At 63.3% G+C, this 18,199-nt stretch carries 16 protein-coding genes; 5 read left to right on the forward strand and 11 right to left on the reverse strand.

The window, feature by feature from the left end; translation table 11 throughout:
* Nucleotides 1–706: 706 nt before the first annotated feature.
* The 11 genes from aroQ to B5F19_RS14175 form a co-directional block, all read right to left on the reverse strand.
* Nucleotides 707–1,141: a type II 3-dehydroquinate dehydratase gene (aroQ, locus tag B5F19_RS14125; RefSeq protein ID WP_087291562.1), complete on the reverse strand. Its 435-nt coding sequence runs from the start codon at nt 1,139–1,141 to the stop codon at nt 707–709.
* The gene (locus B5F19_RS14130) at nt 1,138–2,376 is read right to left on the reverse strand and encodes a shikimate kinase (RefSeq protein ID WP_242972825.1); all 1,239 of its coding nucleotides are present in this window, start codon (nt 2,374–2,376) and stop codon (nt 1,138–1,140) included. Before B5F19_RS14130 ends, aroQ begins: the two co-directional genes overlap by 4 nt.
* Nucleotides 2,376–3,527, reverse strand: a complete 1,152-nt coding sequence (gene pheA, locus B5F19_RS14135) for a prephenate dehydratase (protein ID WP_087291564.1) — start codon at nt 3,525–3,527, stop codon at nt 2,376–2,378. The genes B5F19_RS14130 and pheA overlap by 1 nt, the downstream gene beginning before the upstream one ends.
* A 117-nt stretch (nt 3,528–3,644) precedes the next feature.
* The gene (aroC, locus tag B5F19_RS14140) at nt 3,645–4,739 is read right to left on the reverse strand and encodes a chorismate synthase (RefSeq protein ID WP_087291566.1); all 1,095 of its coding nucleotides are present in this window, start codon (nt 4,737–4,739) and stop codon (nt 3,645–3,647) included.
* Nucleotides 4,720–5,976 carry a 3-phosphoshikimate 1-carboxyvinyltransferase gene (locus B5F19_RS14145; protein ID WP_087291568.1) on the reverse strand — a complete coding sequence of 419 codons (1,257 nt, stop codon included), beginning with the start codon at nt 5,974–5,976 and terminating at the stop codon, nt 4,720–4,722. The genes aroC and B5F19_RS14145 overlap by 20 nt, the downstream gene beginning before the upstream one ends.
* 3 nt (nt 5,977–5,979) lie before the next feature.
* Entirely contained in the window at nt 5,980–7,065 is a 1,086-nt protein-coding gene (gene aroB, locus B5F19_RS14150) for a 3-dehydroquinate synthase (protein ID WP_087291570.1), read from the reverse strand.
* On the reverse strand, nt 7,062–7,895 hold the full coding sequence (locus B5F19_RS14155; RefSeq protein WP_087291572.1) for a prephenate dehydrogenase/arogenate dehydrogenase family protein: 834 nt from the start codon (nt 7,893–7,895) through the stop codon (nt 7,062–7,064). Before B5F19_RS14155 ends, aroB begins: the two co-directional genes overlap by 4 nt.
* Nucleotides 7,896–7,916: 21 nt before the next feature.
* Nucleotides 7,917–8,933 carry a 3-deoxy-7-phosphoheptulonate synthase gene (gene aroF, locus B5F19_RS14160; protein ID WP_087291574.1) on the reverse strand — a complete coding sequence of 339 codons (1,017 nt, stop codon included), beginning with the start codon at nt 8,931–8,933 and terminating at the stop codon, nt 7,917–7,919.
* 620 nt (nt 8,934–9,553) lie between these two features.
* Nucleotides 9,554–9,994 (reverse strand): MFS transporter, encoded by a 441-nt coding sequence (locus tag B5F19_RS17245; RefSeq protein ID WP_140394241.1) that lies wholly within the window; start codon nt 9,992–9,994, stop codon nt 9,554–9,556.
* Nucleotides 9,995–10,072: 78 nt separating this feature from the next.
* Nucleotides 10,073–10,708, reverse strand: coding sequence for a TetR/AcrR family transcriptional regulator (locus B5F19_RS14170; protein WP_087291576.1), 636 nt, complete (start codon nt 10,706–10,708; stop codon nt 10,073–10,075).
* 64 nt (nt 10,709–10,772) lie between these two features.
* Complete coding sequence (locus tag B5F19_RS14175) at nt 10,773–11,969, reverse strand: ATP-binding protein (RefSeq protein ID WP_087291578.1); 1,197 nt, start codon at nt 11,967–11,969, stop codon at nt 10,773–10,775.
* A gap of 166 nt (nt 11,970–12,135) precedes the next feature.
* Here B5F19_RS14175 and dusB point away from each other — a divergent pair, with 166 nt between their 5' ends.
* From dusB to B5F19_RS14200, 5 genes are all read left to right on the forward strand, one after another.
* Nucleotides 12,136–13,107: a tRNA dihydrouridine synthase DusB gene (gene dusB, locus B5F19_RS14180; protein WP_087291580.1), complete on the forward strand. Its 972-nt coding sequence runs from the start codon at nt 12,136–12,138 to the stop codon at nt 13,105–13,107.
* Between the two features lie 136 nt (nt 13,108–13,243).
* Nucleotides 13,244–13,774, forward strand: coding sequence for a GNAT family N-acetyltransferase (locus B5F19_RS18275; RefSeq protein WP_162612588.1), 531 nt, complete (start codon nt 13,244–13,246; stop codon nt 13,772–13,774).
* A gap of 97 nt (nt 13,775–13,871) precedes the next feature.
* On the forward strand, nt 13,872–14,489 hold the full coding sequence (locus B5F19_RS14190) for a sigma-70 family RNA polymerase sigma factor (protein WP_087291584.1): 618 nt from the start codon (nt 13,872–13,874) through the stop codon (nt 14,487–14,489).
* An 8-nt stretch (nt 14,490–14,497) separates the two neighbouring features.
* A complete protein-coding gene (locus B5F19_RS14195) occupies nt 14,498–15,634 on the forward strand; it encodes a zf-HC2 domain-containing protein (protein WP_140394242.1) in 1,137 nt (378 codons plus the stop codon).
* 272 nt (nt 15,635–15,906) lie between these two features.
* Nucleotides 15,907–17,982: an elongation factor G gene (locus tag B5F19_RS14200; protein WP_087291587.1), complete on the forward strand. Its 2,076-nt coding sequence runs from the start codon at nt 15,907–15,909 to the stop codon at nt 17,980–17,982.
* Nucleotides 17,983–18,199 lie beyond the last annotated feature (217 nt).

The raw sequence follows: 18,199 nt of genomic DNA on the forward strand, positions 1-18,199 counted from the left end.
GAGCAAGGCGTTCAGCGAGCGCAGCGAGGACTTTTCCACCGCGCAGCGGCGGGAAAGTAACGGCATTTTTTCAGGCAGTCGGAAAAGTCCTTGGACTTTTTCGACTGCCTGAAGGGACAGGTCTAAGACCTGTCCCTTCAGCTTGCCAAAAAACCTCTGTTGAGATGAATCCGCTCAAGTTGGGGCGGGGGAGCTCGAGGGGGCGGCAGCCCGCCTCGAGTGGGATCAAATGCCCTGAACACCTTGCAGAGCAAGGCGTTCAGCGAGCGCAGCGAGGACTTTTCCACCGCGCAGCGGCGGGAAAGTAACGGCATTTTTTCAGGCAGTCGGAAAAGTCCTTGGACTTTTTCGACTGCCCGAGGGACAGGTCTAAGACCTGTCCCTTTTCACTATACAGAGCAATTTTATAGATGCGGCGCGGAGGCGCCCGCGGGCTGGCACTGCCAGCGCCGTCAACAACCTTGGCAAGTTTCCCATCGGCACGACGCCAAGAGCACTTGTCCGCATGGCGGGCGCTCCGGCATGATTTAAAACGCGCGCGGGATGTAAAAAGAGAGAGCCGCAGGTTCCCTCTTAAAAGTGAAACTTTGCGGACCGGCCCCGAAAACAGCAAAAAGAAACCGCCGGAACCCCTTGGCGCGCAAGGCTTTCCGGCGGTAGACCTGGTAGAGATTTGGTAGACCGGGCAGATGATGACAAACCGCGGTTATGCTCCATATGTCTCTTTCAAATATTGAATTGCCTGGCGGTATCCCTCGAATCCCAGCCCGGAGAAGGTACGTTCACAGGCCATTCCGGGGTAGGAGATACGCCGGAAGGTCTCACGGCTGTTCACGTCGGACAGGTGGACCTCCACGGCGGGGAGGGACACCGCCTTCAAAGCATCTAAAATAGCCACGCTGGTGTGGGTATAGGCGGCCGGATTGATGACGATCCCATCCATTTTTCCATAGGCCCATTGGATTTTTTCCACCAGCGCGCCCTCATAATTGGACTGGAACAGTTCCACCTCTACCTGAAATTCCTGAGCCGCGCTTCGGATAAACTCCTCCAACGCGGCAAAGTCCTGCCTGCCGTAAATATCCGGTTCCCGAATGCCCAAGAAGTTCAGGTTTGGTCCGTTTAAAACTAGCAGCTTCATAATCCAAGCCTCCTGATAATTTCATTTGCTGTCTCTGCCGGTGTGCCGCGGTTCTCCACCGTCAGGTCCGCCAGCTGTTCGTACAGAGGGGCGCGCTGGCGGTAGAGTTTTTCAACCGGATTGGCCTGGGACATGGGGCGGCCGCTGGTGGGGAGCAGAGACAGGTCCCGGCGCAGGTAAATGACGGTGGAGTTCTGCCGCATGGGGTCCCAGTTCTCTTTCCTGGTGACGATGCCGCCGCCGCAGGCGATCACCCGTCCGGATTCCTTGGAAACCGCGCAGAGGGCCAGATGCTCTCTGATTCGGAAGCCCTCCTCACCCTCCTGGGCGAAGATCTCCGGGATAGGGCGTCCGGCCGCCGCGGCGATACGCCGGTCCACATCCTCCAGGGGACGGTTCAGGCGGCGGGCCAACTCCCGGCCAACGGTGGTCTTGCCGCAGCCGGGCATGCCGATGAGCAGCAGGTTGTGTGTTTTCTTTTCCATATCGGCGGTAATTTCAGCCACCCGCTCCTCTGAAATTGGGACATCCAAAAAGCGCTCCGCCGCCGCCCGGGCCTGGGCCACCAGCATCCCCAGGCCGTTGGCCCACAGCATGCCCCGCCGCTGGCCGTCCAGCAGAAATTGGGTCTTGGCGGGGTTGTAGATCAGGTCAAAGACCCCTTTGCAGCGGGGGAACTGGTCCAAATCCACCGGAGATATGCCGGTGTTGGGGTACATCCCCACCGGGGTGGCATTGACGATATACTCCGCGTCCCGGTGGCGGTCCAGGTTGCCGTAGTTGTCCGGGCCGCGGCGGGAGATGGTGACCACATCCCCAGCCCCCAGGTCCGCCAGCACCGCCCGCACTGTGAGGGATGCTCCGCCGGAGCCCAGAACCAGCACCTTCTTCCCCCGGACCTGGGCCCCCGCCGACTGGAGCAGGTAGCGGAATCCGTCGTAGTCGGTGTTGTCCCCGTACAGAGAGCCGTCCGCTTTCCGCATAATGGTGTTGACGCTGCCGATGCGCTCCGCCGCCGGGGAGAGTTTTTGGCAGTAGGCCATCACTGTCTTTTTGTATGGGATGGTCACGTTCAGCCCCCGGAAGCTCCCCTCCTGGAGAAAGGGGCCCACCTGGTCCGGGGGGAGCTCCACCAGCTGGTAGTCATAGCCGCCCAGCTGCTTGTGGATGGCGGGGGAGAAGCTGTGGCCCAGGTGCTCCCCCAGCAGGCCGAACTCCAGATGCTCCGGGACCATCAGCAGATGACCTCGTTGTAGGTGCCCAGGTAGCGGAACTGCTCGCTCTCCTCCTCCAGATCCCGGAACAGCCGCTCCATCTCGGGGGCGTAGACGGAGCACTCCAGGTCGAAGTAGAACATGAACTCAAACTCCTGGTCGGGGAGGGGGCGGCTCTCCAGCTTCCGCAGGTTGATGCCCAGGGAGTAAAACTTGGAGAGCACGTTGTACAGAGAGCCGGGCTTGTGGGGCAGGGTCATCATCAGGGAGGTGCGGTCCGCCCCGGGGTAGATCTCCGGGCTCTTGGAGATGCAGATGAAGCGGGTGTAGTTGTTGTCCTGGTCCTGGACGTTGGTCTGGAGCAGGTTCAGGCCGTACTCCTCCCCGCAGAACCGGGAGGACAGGGCGGCCACGTCGGTGCGGTCGGACTGGGCCACCATGCGGGCGGCCATGGCGGTGTTCTCCACCACCGTCACCTTGACGCCCTTCAGGCCGGCCAGGTAGTTGGAGCACTGGTTGATGGCCTGCTCGTGGGAGAATACCTCCCGGATGTCCTCCAGCTTGGCGCCGTGCTTGGCCAGCAGGTTGTGGCTCACCTTCAGCCGGGCGGCGCGGACGATGGAGAAGTTGTGGCGGGTCATCAGGTCGTAGATGGCGTTCACCGAGCCGGCGGTGCTGTTCTCAATGGGCAGGATGCCGTACTGGCACATGCCGGTCTCCACCGCCTTGAACACGTGTTCAAAGGTGTTGAAGTACAGGATGGAGGGGGACTTGAAGATGCTGTCGCAGGCGATCTGGGAATAGGCCCCCTCAATGCCCTGGCAGGCCACTACCGCCCGCTGGGGAAACAGCTCCGGAGTGGTGTCCAGGGCCCTGCGGATGGTCTCGTACACCTGGGACTTGACCCCGCTGCACTGGTTCTGATAGGAGCGGCCCGCCGCCAGGATGGAGCGGAACACCGACTCGGTGTACTCGGCCAGCTCCTCTCCGGCCTGCGCCCCCACCTTGGCCAGCAGGGCCCGCTCCCGGCCCGCGTCCAGGGTGGGCAGGCTGTGCTCCTTCTTATAGGCGGCGATGTCCCTGGAGACGGCCATGCGCTGTTTGAACAGGTCCACCAGCTGGGCGTCGATGGAGTCGATTTTCCCCCGCAGTTCCTTTAAATCCTCGCTCATGATTCAATCCTCCTGGTATTATCACAGTATAATATTTATAATGGTTATAAAAATGGAACCGCTTCTCAAATCTGCGGCCCGACTCAAAAAGTGGCATTCGCCACTTTTTCGACAGTCTCAAATCTGGTCGGCATTCCGGTCCAGCAGGGCGTCCAGCAGCACCAGGGCGGTCACCGCCTCCACCACCGGCACCGCTCTGGGGACGATGCAGGGGTCGTGGCGGCCGGTGATCTGCAGGTCCGCCTCTGTCCCGGTGGACAGGCGGACCGTGCGCTGCTTCCGGGCGATGGAGGGGGTGGGCTTGAAGGCTGTCCGGAACAGGATGGGCATGCCGCTGGAGATGCCCCCTAAAATGCCGCCCGCGTGGTTGGTCCGGGTGCGGATGGCCCCGTCCTCTATCACAAAGGGGTCGTTGTGCTCCGAGCCCCGCATACGGGCGGCCTCGAAGCCGGAGCCGAACTCCACCCCCTTCACGGCGGGGATGGCGAACAGGGCGGCGGAGAACTGGCTCTCCAGCCCCTGGAACATGGGGTTCCCCAGTCCCGCAGGCGCCCCCTGGGCGATACACTCCACCACGCCGCCCACCGAGTCCCCGGCCTCCCGGGCCTGGAGGATGGCGGCCCGCATGCGCTCCCCGGCCCGCTCCTCCAGCACCGGGAAGGGGGCACGCTTTACTCCCGCCAGCACCTCCAGGGGCTCCCCCAGGGGCTGGAAGGGCCGGTCCTCCACGTTGGCGATGGAGCGGATGTGGGCCCCGATATGGATGCCCCGGCGAGACAGAATCTGGAGGGCGACGCCCCCGGCAATGCACAGGGGGGCGGTGAGACGGCCGGAGAAGTGGCCGCCCCCCCGCACGTCCTGGCAGCCGCCGTACTTCACCTGGGCGGTGAAGTCGGCGTGGGCGGGCCGGGGCTTGTCCCGGAGCTCGTCGTAGTCTTTGGAGCGGGTGTTGGTATTCTCGATGACGGCGGCCAGCGGGGCTCCGCAGGTGACGCCGTCCACCAGTCCGCACAAAATTTGGGGCACATCCCCCTCTTTCCGGGGGGTGGAGGCGGCGTCCCGGCCCGGGGCCCGGCGCTGGAGGAAGCGCTGGAGCTCCTCCAGGTCCACCGCCTCCCCGGCGGGCAGGCCGTCCACCGTCACCCCGATGGCCGGGGCGTGGGACTGGCCGAACACCGACACATGGATGTGCTTACCGAAGTACGAGGCCATGAGCTTTCCCTCCCAGCTGTATAAAATGATTCCAAAATTCCGGATAGGATTTTCTGACGCACTCCGCGCCCAGCAGTTTCACGGGCGCCTGGGCGAAGGCGGCGGAGACGGCGGCCATCATGGCGATGCGGTGGTCATTGCAGCAGTCCACCGTCCCGCCCCCGGGCAGCCGCTCCCGGCCGTGGATGGTCAGGCTGTCCGGCCCCTCCTCCACCTGGGCTCCCATCGCCCGCAGGGCGGCAGCCACAGTGGAGAGCCGGTCGCTCTCCTTTATCCTGAGACGGGCGGCGTGGGTGAGGCGGGTGGTCCCGGCCCGCACGGCGGCCATGGCCGCCAGGGGGGGCACCAGGTCGGGGCACTGGGACACGTCCAGCTCTGCGTCGCCGGGCTTGGCCAGCTGCCAGTACTGGAGGGCGATGACCTTGTCCCCCTGCTTGGACTCCATGTTCAGTCCTTGAATATCCACCTGTCCCCCCAAAAAGTTGGCGGCGTACCAGAAGGCGACCTGGGACCAGTCGGCCTCCACGGTAAAGTCCCGGCTCTCATAGTGCTGATTACCGGGGACATGGAAGGCGTCCGCCCTTTCCTCCACTCGGATGCCGAAGGTGCGGAGCACATCCAGGGTCAGGTCCACATAGCCCCTTGACTCCAGGGGACTGGTGAGTACCAGGTCGCTGTCCCCGTCCAGCAGGGGCAGCACAAACAGCAGGCCGGTGATGAACTGGCTGGACACGTCCCCGGGGAGGCAGTACTTCCCCGGGTCCAGAGCCAGACGGTCGTAGCCCCGCCCGCTGTCGATGGTGAGGACGCCGTTTTCCAGACTCCAGGAAATTCCTTTCTCTTGGAACAGCGCTTCATAGGGGGTCAAGGGCCGCTCCATCAGGCGGCCCTGGCCGGTGAACCGAGCCTCCCCCTGGACAAGCAGAGCCACGGGGATGAGAAAGCGCAGGGTGGACCCGGACTCGCCGCAGTCCAGCATCGGGAAAGGTCCCGCCTGGACGAGGGAGTGACCAATCCCGTGGACCCGGACCTTATCTGGGGTCAGGTCTTCAATCCAGGTGCTCAGATTTGAGAGACACCGCCGGGTCGCCTGGATGTCCTTGGAGTCCCCCAGGTTGGAGATGGTGCTGAACCCGCCGCTGAGGGCGGCGGCAATTAACGCCCGGTGGGCCACCGATTTGCTGGACGGTGGAGTGACAGTCCCCCGGAGTTTATTGGGAATGATCGTCACATCCATGGCCTATCTCCCCAGCATAGGCTCCAGCAGGGCCAGGAGCTCGTTCTTTTTCATCCGGTGGGGCACAGCCCGGCCCAGCCGGGTGAGGAGGATCAGGGTGATGGAGTCCCCGGAGCGCTTCTTGTCCAGGCCCACCGCCTCCACCATGGTATCCCAGGGGCAGGGGATGTCAATGGGCAGGCCGAATTTCTCCACGGTGGTCCGGATCTGTCCCACCACCTCCGGGGGCGTGACCCCCAGGGCCACCCCCAGCTGGGCGGCCCAGCTCATACCGGCGGCCACCCCCTGTCCGTGGGTCCAGACCTGGTAGTGCCCGGCCAGCTCGAAGGCGTGGCCGATGGTGTGGCCGAAGTTCAGGGTCATGCGCACTCCCGTGTCCCGCTCGTCCTGGAGGACCACCTGCCGCTTCAAGTCGCAGCAGGTGTAGATGACCTGCTCGATGTGCTCCATCACGCCTGCCCGGCCTCCGCACCGGTCCAGCATCCAGAAGAAGTCGTCGTCCCGGATACAGCCGTATTTGATGACCTCCGCCATGCCGTCGGAGAAGGTGCGGTCGGGCAGGGTGTCCAGGCAGTCCGGGTCGATGAGCACCCCCCGGGGCTGCCAGAAGGCCCCGGCCAGGTTCTTGCCTGCCTTCAAATCAATGGCCACCTTGCCCCCCACGGAGGAGTCCACCTGGGCCAGGAGGGTGGTGGGGATCTGGATAAAGTCCACCCCCCGGAGGATGGAGGCGGCGGCGAAGCCCGCCAGGTCTCCCACGACCCCGCCTCCCAGGGCCACCACCGCGTCGGTGCGGGTGAGGCCGAAGGCCATCATGTCCTCCCACAGCTCGATGAGCTGCCGGGCGTTTTTGGAGGCCTCCCCGGCGGGGACCACGTTCACCTTCACCTGGAATCCGGCGCCGGTGAGGCTGTCCGCCACCCGGTCCCCGTACAGGGGGGCCACGTTGGAGTCGGTGATCACATACAGCCGCACCGCCTTGGGGAGGAGGGCTCTGCACCGCTCCCCCGCCCGGGAGAGCAGGCCCCGCTCGATCTCAATGTCGTACTCCCGGCCCGGCAGGGCCACGTTCAAAACCTTTCTGTTCATTCCGCGTCCACCTTCTCCTTGCAGATCCGGCCCTCCGCCAGCAGGGTGCACAGCCGGTCCCCGTTGCCCTGCTCCAGGGCGGTCTTGTACTCCTGCAAATGGCCGATCATCTCGTCCAGCTCCCGGAGCAGAAAGTCCCGGTTTTCCAGAAACAGGTCGGTCCACATGTGCTCGTTGAGCCAGGCCACCCGCGTCAGGTCCATATAGCTGCCCGCGGAGTAGCCCTTGTGCATCTGGGCCCGGGGGCTCTTTACATAGGCGTTGGAAATCACGTGGCACATCTGGGAGGTGTAGGCGATCATCTCGTCGTGGTGCTCCGCCGTGGTGACGGTGACGTGGCTGAACCCGGCGGGGGTGAGCAGCTTTTTCACCCGGTCCAGCAGGAGAATGTCGTCCCGCTCCCGGGGGACCACCACCATGGGGGCCCCCTGGAACATGTCCGCCTTGCTGTTGGCGTAGCCCGAGTACTGGGTGCCCGCCATGGGGTGTCCGCCCACATAGGTGAAGCCGTACTCATCTGCCAGGGCGAAACCCACCTCACAGATCTCCCGCTTCACGCCGCAGCAGTCCATGACCAGGGCGTTTGGGGGGATATAGGGGGCGATATGCTTTAAATACTCAATGGACACTTGGGGGTACAGGGCCACCAGCAGCAGGTCGCACTCTTTTACCGTGTTCTCGTCCAGGTCCCCCTCCAGAACCCCCTGGAGCTTGGCGAAGTCCTGGACCACCCGGTTTCCGTCGTAGCCGTACACCACCGCCCCGCTTCTATTGTAAGCCTTGGCCAGGGACCCGCCGATGAGCCCCAGGCCCGCGATTCCAACCTTCATGGGAAAAAACCTCCTCTGCCGTCAGTCCTGGGCCAGGGCGGCCGCCCGCACCCGGCGCACCGCCTTGGCCACATCCTCAAACTGTTCGGGCCGCAGGGACTGGGCCCCGTCGCACAGGGCGTGGGGGGGATCGTTGTGGACCTCGATGATGAGGCCGTCCGCCCCGCAGGCCGCCGCCGCCATGGCCATGGGCTTCACGTACCGGGCCACGCCGGTGGCGTGGCTGGGGTCCACGATGACGGGCAGGTGGGTCAGCTCGTGGAGCACCGGCACGGCGGACAGGTCCAGGGTGTTCCGGGTGGCGGTCTCAAAGGTGCGGATGCCCCGCTCGCACAGGATCACGTTCTCGTTGCCGCTGGCCATGATGTACTCGGCGCTCATCAGCAGCTCCTTGATGGTGTTGGCCAGGCCCCGCTTGATGAGGATGGGCTTTCTCGTCTTGCCCAGCTCCTTCAAGAGCTCGAAATTCTGCATGTTCCGGGCCCCCACCTGGATCACGTCCACGTCCTCAAACAGGGGCAGGTGGTTGGCGTTCATGATCTCGGTGACGATGGGCAGGCCGGTCTCCCGCTTGGCCTCCAGCAGCAGCTCGATGCCGTCGGCCTTCAGGCCCTGGAAGTCGTAGGGGGAGGTGCGGGGCTTGAAGGCGCCCCCCCGGAGCATGGTGGCCCCGGCGGCCTTCACGCTCCTGGCCACCGAGATGATCTGCTCCTCGCTCTCCACGGAGCAGGGACCGGCGATCATGGCGAAGTTGCCGTGGCCCACCTTCAGCTTCTCCTCGCCCACCTCGATGATGGAGTCCTGGGGGTGGAACTTCCGGTTGGCGCTCTTGAACGGCTCAGACACACGCTTGACCCCCTCTACAATATCCAGTCCGCTGATCAGGTCCTCGTCCAGCTTGCTGGTGTCCCCGATCACCCCGATGATGGTGGAGTAGTCCCCGGTGGACACGTGGGTGCGCAGGTTCTGGGACTCGATCCACTGGATCAGATCCCGAATTCGTTCTTCTTTTGTACCGTCTTTCACGATGATGACCATAATAAACTTCCTTTCTGTCCGTCTCACCGGGCCTTAGGCCTTGTTTGAAAATTGGAAATGTGCCCGACGGCGAGGGATTTTTTCGCCAGACAAGGCGATTTGACGCGGCAATACTTTGTGTATTGCAAGGAAAATCAACGCAGTATGGCGGAAAAAGAACCGCCGTTTGGGTATATTGACATTTTTCAAACATGGCCTAAACCCTCATGAGCAATCCGGTCCGCACAAGAGCATGGAACATGTCGCGGCTCATGAAGGTTTCCGTATCATTTTCGGTTGCCCCGAAGGGGCGAGAAAATGGCGAATCTCAATTTTTGCTGCGCGGGGCACAGCAAAAAGGCCTGCGGTGAAGTGTTTGTTCACCGCAGGCCTTTGACCTTCCTATACTCCGCTTATGCTACGGAGGGGAGCCGTTTGTTTGCAGCAAAAAACACTCTTACCTTTTCAACACTGAAGCCGAAAAAGTAAAAGTAGCCATAAAAGAACGCCGCAAACTTCTTCATAAAAGCATGGCTCCTTTCCTCAAGTTTCATAAGCTAAGATAGATTTATGTTAGCACTTTGCCCGGATGATGTCAATTCTGAAAAACCGGATATTTTCGCAAAAAATTTTCCTCCTTATCAGAGTAAAATTATCTGATATGCCGGGGAGGGGGGAGGCGGCGCAACGCGAGGAGAAGTTCCGCTGCTTGCGTGCTGCCGCCTCACTTTTCTGACAACCGTGACAGCATAAAGCAGCATCAGACAGGCCACAGTTACAGGCACCAGGGGGGCGAGCCCCCATATCAGTGTGTACATCAGGATCAGTCCGGCGGTAAAAAAGTCCAGTCCAGCCATCATGCTGCGTTTATTGACCCGGTCGGCCACTGCTCCGCCGATGGGAGACAGAATCACCATGGGCAGGAAGGAGCAGGCGGTGACCACCCCGAACAGCGCGGAGGAACCGGTCTCCCGCAGCAGGTAGAGCGGGAGGGCAAAGTGGAGGATGGCGTTGCCGAACAGAGAGATAATCTGCCCGATGACCACCAGGGTGAAGTCGCGGGAAAAAACTTGCTGCTTCATAGAATACCTCCTAAATATAGACCGACCGACGGTTTGTATATGGGCCGGATAAAACCGCTCCTGAGAGCGGTTTTATGCTTATGCGCGCCAGTAGCCCTCCAGCTGCCGGATCAGCTCCTCGTCCATCAGGGTAAAGCCGAAGGGGCGGGTGAGCTGATTAAGAAAAAGACATCGGCTCCGCACCTCCTCCGGAGGAACAGGCTGTAAAATGGGAGCGGCCCACAGGTCGGTGAGCAGCAGCAGGGCCTGAGCCAGTTCCCGGGGGGAGTCCGTCTGAATGGAGCCGTCCGCCATCCCCTCCTCCAAAATGGGCTGGACGTAATGGGGGGCGGCGTCGTCCAAGACGGAGCGGATCAGCAGAGCCAGGAATTTGGGGTTGTCCAGCAGACAGGGCATCATGCCCAGCAGCTGCTGCTGGTAGTCCTGGAGCACAGCCGTCCGAAAGAGCTCCCGGAGCTTCTCCGCCCCGGTGAGCCCCTTCCGGTCCCGGATCTTTCCCAGCATGTCCTCATTGACCATGAGGATCTGGTCGGCAATGCGGAGCAGAATATCCAGCTTGGAGGAGAAGTGGTGGTAGATGGCCCCCTTGGACAGGTGGGTGGCGTCCATGATATCCTGCATGGAGGTCTCGTCATACCCCTTTTGGGCAAAGAGCCGTGCGGCGGTCTCCAAAATGAGCTGAACGGTCTGTTCCGGGTGTTTGTTTCGGGCCATGGCGCTCCTTTCCTTCAAACAGACCGACGGTCTGTTTGAATTTTATCACAAGGGAGTTCCCCTGTCAACTTAAACTTGCGATGAACTGCCGGGCCACCCGGGGGGTCCGCCCCGCGTGGCGGATCTCCCACTCCATGGCCTTGGCGTGGAGGACCTCCCGGTTCATCTCCACGTGGTACAGCCCGGCCAGATGGTCGATGAGGGCCAGATACTCCGATTTGCTCATGGTCATGTAGGGGATGCGCAGGCCGAAGCGCTCGGCCAGGGCGGTTTTTTCCGAGATGGTCTCGAAGGCGTCCACCTCGTCCCCCGCCCGGTCGGAGAAGGTCTGCCGCACCAGGTGGCGGCGGTTGGAGGTGGCGTAGATGGCCACATTCAGGGGCCGTTTCTCCAGCCCGCCCTCCAGAATGGTTTTCAGGGAGGAGTAGGTCTTGTCGTCCTGGTCGAAGGCCAGGTCGTCGATGAACAGAATAAAGCTCTGCCGCCGCCCGGCCAGGGAGCGGATGAGCCGGGGCATGCCCACCAGATTCTCCTTCTGGATCTCGATGAGCCGCAGGTTCTCCATGCCGGGCAGATAGAGCATGGACTTCACCGTGGCCGACTTGCCCGTCCCCCCGTCGCCGAAGAGGAGCACGTTGTTGGAGGGCTTCCCCTCCACCAGCAGGCGGGTGTTGTCCAGCACCTGCTTTCGCTGCTGGTCATAGCCCAGCAGCTCCACCGGGTGGGGGCAGTCCGGGTCGGCCACGGGGACAAGCTGCCCATCCTCCCAGAGAAAGGCCCGGTATTTGGCGTACAGCCCGGCCCCGTTCTCCCGGTAAAAGGCGGAGAGCTCCTCAAAGGTGAAGGGGGCCCCCGTCTCCCAGGCGGGGAGGTTGTCCAGCACAGAGACGTACTCCTCCGTCAAAATGGGCTTCAGGGCGACGCGGATGTCCTCCGCCCCTAGCCGGGCCAGCTGGAGAAGGGCGTCCACATCCCGGCGGGCGGCCCCCTCCAGCTCCGGGTCAGAGCGGCCAGAGCCGGCCAGATCTCCATAGGGGGTCTCGGTATATCGAAGGGTATCCCACATCCAGGTCCCCAGGCCGGAGTACCCCTCCGCCTTCAGAAGGTAAAACATTTGGTCATAGGCGGCCAGGGCCCCCTCCCCGTCCCGACGGGCCGCGGCGTCCAGCAGTTGAAGCGCGTCTTTCAGCATAGGGGTGTCCAGCAGGGAGCGGAAGGCGGACAGCCCCCGCAGCTGGGCGCGCAGAAGAATCAGATTCATGGAAGTTCCTCGCTCTCTTTGCATGCAGCATTACCTCAATTTTAATGTCTGCCGCCGCCCTTGTCAACGGCTGTGGGGGTGTGATACAATGGACCGGCTTAGACCAGAGAAAGGATAGAGACGGCGGAGGGACGGCCAGCGGGCCGCTCCGCCGGATTATATTGATATGGTATCCATTGGAGGAATCGAAATCAAAACGCCCCTGGCCCTGGCCCCCATGGCCGGGGTCACCGACGTGGCCTTCCGCACCATCTGCCGGGAGCAGGGGGCGGGGCTCACCTGCACCGAGATGGTCAGCTCCAAGGCCCTGTGTTTCCAGGACAAGAAGTCCATTCCCCTTTTAAAGCTGGGGGATGGGGAGCACCCCGCCGCCGCCCAGATTTTCGGCAGCGACCCGGTGTGCATGCAGGAGGCGGCCGCCATCGCCCACCAGGTGTCCGGGGCCGACTTCATCGACATCAACATGGGCTGTCCCGTGCCCAAGGTGGCCAACTCCGGGGACGGCTCCGGCCTGATGCGGAATCCCGACCTGGCGGTGAAGGTGATGGAGGCGGTGGTCCGGGGGGCGGGCTGTCCCGTCACGGTGAAGTTCCGCCTGGGCTGGGACAAGGGCTCCATCAACTGCGTGGAGTTTGCCCGGGCCATGGAGGAGGCCGGCGCGGCGGCGGTGGCCGTCCACGGCCGCACCAAGGTGCAGATGTACGCCGGCGCCGCCAACTGGGACTGGATTCGGGAGGTGAAGAAGGCGGTACGCATCCCGGTGATGGCCAACGGGGATGTATTCAAGCCGGAGGACGCCCCCCGCATCCTGAAATACACCGGGGCGGACATCGCCATGATCGGCCGGGGGATCTTCGGCAACCCCTGGCTGTTCGCCCAGTGCAGGGCCGCCCTGGAGGGGCGGGAGATCCCGCCCATGCCGCCCCTGTCGGAGCGGTGCGACACGGCGGTGCGGCAGTTTGAGCTGTCCGCCGCCAATAAGGGGGAGAAGATCGCCTGCCTGGAGGCCCGGCGGCACTACGCCTGGTACCTGAAAGGGGTCCCCCATGCGGGCTACTACAAGGAGCAGATCGTGAAGATCACCACCCTGGAGGACGTGTACCGGGTCACCAAGGGGATCAAGCGGGACCTTTGCTGAGATAGGAGTGAGGAGATAGGAGATAGAAGTTATGGAGCGCGCGCAGCGCGCAATGAAATCGTCCGGCTCCGCCGGACTCCGTCACTCCTATCTTCTATCTCCTATCTCACATCTCAATTTATGTGGAGGGGATCGGATGAAGCAGAGTACAGAGATTCGCCCGGCCCGGGAAGCGGACATGGAGGCGGTGGGACGGCTGTACACCGACAGCTGGCAGCGGACCTACCGGGGACTGATCCCGGATTGGGTATTGGATGAGATGACCCCAGAAAAGAGCCGGGACAAGTGGACCCGCTATCGGGAGCAGAAGGAGAACGGCCTGTTCGTCCTGGAGCGGGACGGGGCCGTGGCCGGGCTTGCGGCCTGCCGCCCCTTCCCGGAGCGGGAGAACAGCGCCCTGCTGGACTCCCTCCATGTGGCCCCTGAGGCCCAGGGGAGCGGCTGGGGTAGGAAGCTCATCTCCCGGGCGGCCCGGTGGGCCCGGGAGAGCGGGTTTCGGGAGCTGGTCATTTTTGTGGTCCAGGGCAACCGCCGGGCGGAGCAGCTCTACCGGGGCATGGGGGCTAAGGAACTCTATTTCTTCCACGACCCGGTGGACGGGGCCCCCTCCTGGGCCCTGGCCTGGGAGGATCTGGAGGCTTTAGAGGAATTAGGAGATAGGAATTAGAAATGAGAAATTTGCCGGCCGGAGAAATTGGTTGAGCTGCTTTCGCAACTCCTAATTCCTCATTCCTAATTTCTAATTAAAAAAGGGGGGACAGGGCATGACACAGACAGAGCGGGAGCTGGTGTCCCGGGCCAGGGCCGGGGACACGGCGGCCTTTGAGCAGCTGATGCTGGACAGCCAGGACCGGGTGTACACCCTGTGCCTGCGGATGACCGGAAACCGGGAGGACGCCCTGGACCTGGCCCAGGAGACCTTTCTCAACGCCTGGCGGGGCCTCTCCTCCTTCCAGGGGAACAGCAGCTTCTCCACCTGGGTGTACCGCCTGGCCAGCAACGCCTGCATCGACTTTCTCCGGAAGCGGAAGCGGCGGCAGCAGGGGGAGAGTCCCCACTCCCTGGACGATGAGGAGGCCCCCCTGCCAGAGCCGGCGGACCCCCGGGGCTCCCCGGAGGAGGAGCTGGAGCGGAGGGAACTGCGCCGGGCGGTGGAGCGGGGCCTCCAGGCCCTGCCCGACCACCACCGGCAGGTGCTGGTCATGCGGGAGCTGTCCGGGATGTCCTATCAGGAGATCGGCGCGGTATTGGACCTGGACCTGGGGACGGTAAAATCCCGCATCGCCCGGGCCCGGCTGGCCTTGAAAAAATTTTTGGTCCAGGAGGGGAACTTTTCCCCAGAAACTCCGTCTAAGCAGACAAAGAGCAGGAGAGGGGGGTGAACACCGATATGCTGACATGCGAAGATGCGCTGGAGCGGATGAGTCAGGCCCTGGACGGCCCGCTGCCCCTGGAGGAGCGGCAGGCGCTGGAGGAGCATCTGGAGTCCTGCCCGGAGTGCCGGGCGGCCTATGCGGTCCTGTTTCAAATGGAAGACGCCCTCCGGGAGATCGGTGAGACCCCCGCTCCGGCGGAGCTGTCCGCCCGGGTGATGGAGCAGATCCAGGCGGAGGCGGCCCCGGCCCGCCGGCCCGCTTCCCGCTGGAACCGGGCCGGATGGCGGAACCTTGCCGGACTGGCCGCCTGTGCGGTCCTCTGCCTGGGACTCTGGCACGGGGCCGGTTTGGGGAGCCGTGAGAATGTAGTGGATGAGCCCTCCGCCGCCAGTCAGAGCGAGGGACAGGAAGATACCTCCTCCAGCGGCCTTCTGGATGAGGCGGGGCCCGCGCAGGAGGAGGACCCCGCCGGCGCCCAGCCCGCACCGGCCCAGGCGGACGCGCCGGAAGAGGAGGCTCCGGAGAAAGCGGAATCCTCCCTGTCCTCCGGTCAGGAGGAGGCCGTCTCCTCCCAGGTTGAGGAGGTCCCGGCCGCAGACACCCGCAGCGTTCTGGGACAGGAGAGTCCGGAGGTCCCGGAGGCATACGCCCATACGCCCGATGCGGACAGCTCCGGCGCTCAGCCCGCGCAGGAGCCGGCCACGATCCAAGAGCCGCAGGGGGAGCCCGAGCCCCAGGTTCAGGGGACCGCCCCGGCCAGCCAGACACAGGAGAACGGCTCGGATACCCAGGAGCCGGAGGATGAGCCCCAGGAGACAGCCCCGGATCAGGGAGGGGACGCCGGGCTGCCGGACAGCCTGGACGCGTCCGCCCAGGTTCCGCACCCCTGGGGGGAGGGCACTGCCCTGGTGCTGTCCGCCCTCCCTCAGGAGGCGGAGGAGCTTCTCCCCGCCCGGGAGGAGTGGAATCAGGAGGAGGACGGCGCCTGCTGGTGTACCGTGACGGCGGAGGAGCTGGAGGCCGTTCAGGCCCTCCTCATCCAGCAGGGCGTGGAGACAGCGCTGCCGGAGCAGCCCTGGACCGAGCCCTGCGCGGTGGTGATCCTTCCGGCGGAGCCCCTTCCATCCAGCCCGGAAGAGCCGGCCAACTGAATGATTCTCTTCCCGCCCGAACCCGGGCGGGATTTTTTATGCCTGGCATAAGGTTGGTTAACTTGAACAAACGAGCTGTTTTTAGTCACTTTTCCAAAAAATGAACCTGTTTTTTGAAAGAAAGCCGACGGCGAACCGTTGATACGCCCGAAAAAACAGTTGCCAGAACGGGGAAATTACGTTATAATAACCAACAGATTGTACCATGGGCGGGCGGCCCACCGTTCTCCTGTGTGACACCGACGTCTAAACTTTAAGGAGTGGAAGCAACCATGAGCTATTCTGTACAAAACATCCGCAATGTCTGCCTTCTGGGCCACAGCGGGAGCGGCAAGACCGCTCTGACGGAGAGCCTGCTCTATATGACCGGCGCCATCGACCGCATGGGCAAAGCCGCGGACGGAAACACCGTGTGCGACTATGATCCGGAGGAGATCAAACGTCAGATTTCCATCTCCACCTCTGTGGCCCCTCTGGAGTACAAGGGCTGTAAGATCAACATTCTGGACGCCCCCGGCGCTTTTGACTTTGCCGGCGATGTGATGGAGGCCCTCACCGTGGCCGACGCGGCCATCATCGTCTGCTCCGCCAAGGACGGCATCAGCGTGGGCCTGGAGAAGGCGTGGAAGTACTGCGAAGAGCGGGATATGCCCCGTTTCATCTATATCTCCAAGACCGACGAGGAGAACTCCGACTACAACGCCACCTTCGACGCCCTGCGGGAGCGCTTCGGCAACAAGATCGCCCCCCTGGTGGTCCCCATCTGGGACGACAACAAGCGGGTCACCGGCATCATCGACGTGCTGAACAAGCGCGCCTATGAGATGCAGAACGGCAAGCGGGTGGAGATCGACCTCCCCGAGGGGAAGGACGAGGTGGTCACCGAGTTCAACGACGCTCTGAAGGAGTCGGTGGCCGAGACCAGCGAGGAGTTTATGGACAAGTTCTTCTCCGGCGAGGACTTCACCTACGTCGAGATGATCCAGGGCCTGCGCCAGGGCGTGCGGGAGCTGTCCCTGTTCCCGGTGCTGTGCGGCTCCGCCATCAACACCATGGGCTCCCTGATGCTCATGGACCACATTGTGGACCTGCTCCCCAACCCCGCCGAGGGCAATATGCGCAAGGGCACCGCCCCCGACGGCACCAAGGAGGAGTTTGCCGTAGCCCCCGGCGGCGTGCCGTGCGCCTTCGTATTTAAGACGGTGGCCGATCAGTACGGCAAATACTCCTTCATCAAGGTCCTGTCCGGCAACATCACCCCCGACCTGACCCTGGTGGATTCCCGCACCGGCAACAGCGAGAAGCTGGGCCGGCTGTATCAGATGCGGGGCAAGAAGGCCGAGGAGGTCAAGGAGCTCTCCTGCGGCGACATCGGCGCCATCGGCAAGATGGAGAAGGTAAAGACCGGCGACACCCTGTGCGACGCCCGAAAGGTCATCTCCCTGGCCCCCATCCCCTTCGCCGAGCCCAACTACTCGGTGGCCATCTCCCCCAAGACCCGCGGCCAGGAGGACAAGGTGGCCCAGGGCCTGAACCGGATGAACGAGGAGGACCCCTCCTTCCGGGTGGAGAACAACGCCGAGACCCACCAGATGGTCATTTACGCCGCCGGCGATATCCAGGTGGATGTACTGGTGTCCAAACTGAAGAGCCGCTTCAATGTGGAGGCGGAGCTGAAGACTCCCCGGGTACCCTACCGGGAGAAGATCCGCAAGACCGTCTCCAAGCAGGGCCGCCACAAGAAGCAGACCGGCGGCTCCGGCCAGTTCGGCGACGTGTGGATCCGCTTCGAGCCCAACCCCGACGCGGAGGAGATGGAGTTTGCCGAGGAGGTCTTCGGCGGCTCCGTACCCAAGAACTTCTTCCCCGCCGTGGAGAAGGGCCTCCGGGAGGCCTGCGTCCACGGACCGCTGGCCGGCTATCCGGTGGTCAACCTGAAGGCCGTGCTGTACGATGGAAGCTATCACCCCGTGGACTCCTCGGAAATCGCCTTCAAGACCGCCGCCCAACTGGCCTATAAGGCCGCCATGCCCGAGGCCAACCCCGTGCTGCTGGAGCCGGTGGGCGAGCTGAAGGTCACCGTGCCCGACAGCTATATGGGCGACGTGATCGGCGATCTGAACAAGCGCCGCGGCCGCGTGATGGGGATGAACCCCGCTCCCGGCGGCGAGCAGATCATCGAGGCCGAGGTGCCCATGGCGGAGATGACCTCCTACGCCATCGACCTGCGGGCCATGACCCAGAGCCGCGGGTCCTTCACTTTCCACTTCGTCCGCTATGAGGACTGCCCCCCCATGGCTCAGGAGAAGGCAATCGCCGCCGCCAAGGCGCTGGCCGAAGAAGGCTGATCCCAAACACAAAACAGCCGCCCCAACCGGGGCGGCTGTTTTTATGGGGGCGGTCCTCAGGGCGCGGGAGCGCCCCGGCGCATTTGCGCCGCTCGAGCATTTTGCCGGAGGCAAAATCTCGCCGCAGGGCGGATTTACTCCGCCCGAGGATATCAAAAAACGGGGTCCCCGCCAGCGTTTACGCTGGTGGGGCGGGACTGCCCCCCCATGGCTCAGG

This window comes from Pseudoflavonifractor sp. An184 (assembly GCF_002160305.1).
GTDB lineage: Bacteria > Bacillota > Clostridia > Oscillospirales > Oscillospiraceae > Lawsonibacter > Lawsonibacter pullicola.

What these genes read in the sequence shown, in the direction of transcription:
- aroQ (WP_087291562.1), bottom strand. Translation starts at nt 1,141, where the DNA reads ATGAAGCTGCTAGTTTTAAACGGACCAAACCTGAACTTCTTGGGCATT.
- B5F19_RS14130 (WP_242972825.1), bottom strand. Translation starts at nt 2,376, where the DNA reads ATGGTCCCGGAGCATCTGGAGTTCGGCCTGCTGGGGGAGCACCTGGGC.
- pheA (WP_087291564.1), bottom strand. Translation starts at nt 3,527, where the DNA reads ATGAGCGAGGATTTAAAGGAACTGCGGGGGAAAATCGACTCCATCGAC.
- aroC (WP_087291566.1), bottom strand. Translation starts at nt 4,739, where the DNA reads ATGGCCTCGTACTTCGGTAAGCACATCCATGTGTCGGTGTTCGGCCAG.
- B5F19_RS14145 (WP_087291568.1), bottom strand. Translation starts at nt 5,976, where the DNA reads ATGGATGTGACGATCATTCCCAATAAACTCCGGGGGACTGTCACTCCA.
- aroB (WP_087291570.1), bottom strand. Translation starts at nt 7,065, where the DNA reads ATGAACAGAAAGGTTTTGAACGTGGCCCTGCCGGGCCGGGAGTACGAC.
- B5F19_RS14155 (WP_087291572.1), bottom strand. Translation starts at nt 7,895, where the DNA reads ATGAAGGTTGGAATCGCGGGCCTGGGGCTCATCGGCGGGTCCCTGGCC.
- aroF (WP_087291574.1), bottom strand. Translation starts at nt 8,933, where the DNA reads ATGGTCATCATCGTGAAAGACGGTACAAAAGAAGAACGAATTCGGGAT.
- B5F19_RS17245 (WP_140394241.1), bottom strand. Translation starts at nt 9,994, where the DNA reads ATGAAGCAGCAAGTTTTTTCCCGCGACTTCACCCTGGTGGTCATCGGG.
- B5F19_RS14170 (WP_087291576.1), bottom strand. Translation starts at nt 10,708, where the DNA reads ATGGCCCGAAACAAACACCCGGAACAGACCGTTCAGCTCATTTTGGAG.
- B5F19_RS14175 (WP_087291578.1), bottom strand. Translation starts at nt 11,969, where the DNA reads ATGAATCTGATTCTTCTGCGCGCCCAGCTGCGGGGGCTGTCCGCCTTC.
- dusB (WP_087291580.1), top strand. Translation starts at nt 12,136, where the DNA reads ATGGTATCCATTGGAGGAATCGAAATCAAAACGCCCCTGGCCCTGGCC.
- B5F19_RS18275 (WP_162612588.1), top strand. Translation starts at nt 13,244, where the DNA reads ATGAAGCAGAGTACAGAGATTCGCCCGGCCCGGGAAGCGGACATGGAG.
- B5F19_RS14190 (WP_087291584.1), top strand. Translation starts at nt 13,872, where the DNA reads ATGACACAGACAGAGCGGGAGCTGGTGTCCCGGGCCAGGGCCGGGGAC.
- B5F19_RS14195 (WP_140394242.1), top strand. Translation starts at nt 14,498, where the DNA reads ATGCTGACATGCGAAGATGCGCTGGAGCGGATGAGTCAGGCCCTGGAC.
- B5F19_RS14200 (WP_087291587.1), top strand. Translation starts at nt 15,907, where the DNA reads ATGAGCTATTCTGTACAAAACATCCGCAATGTCTGCCTTCTGGGCCAC.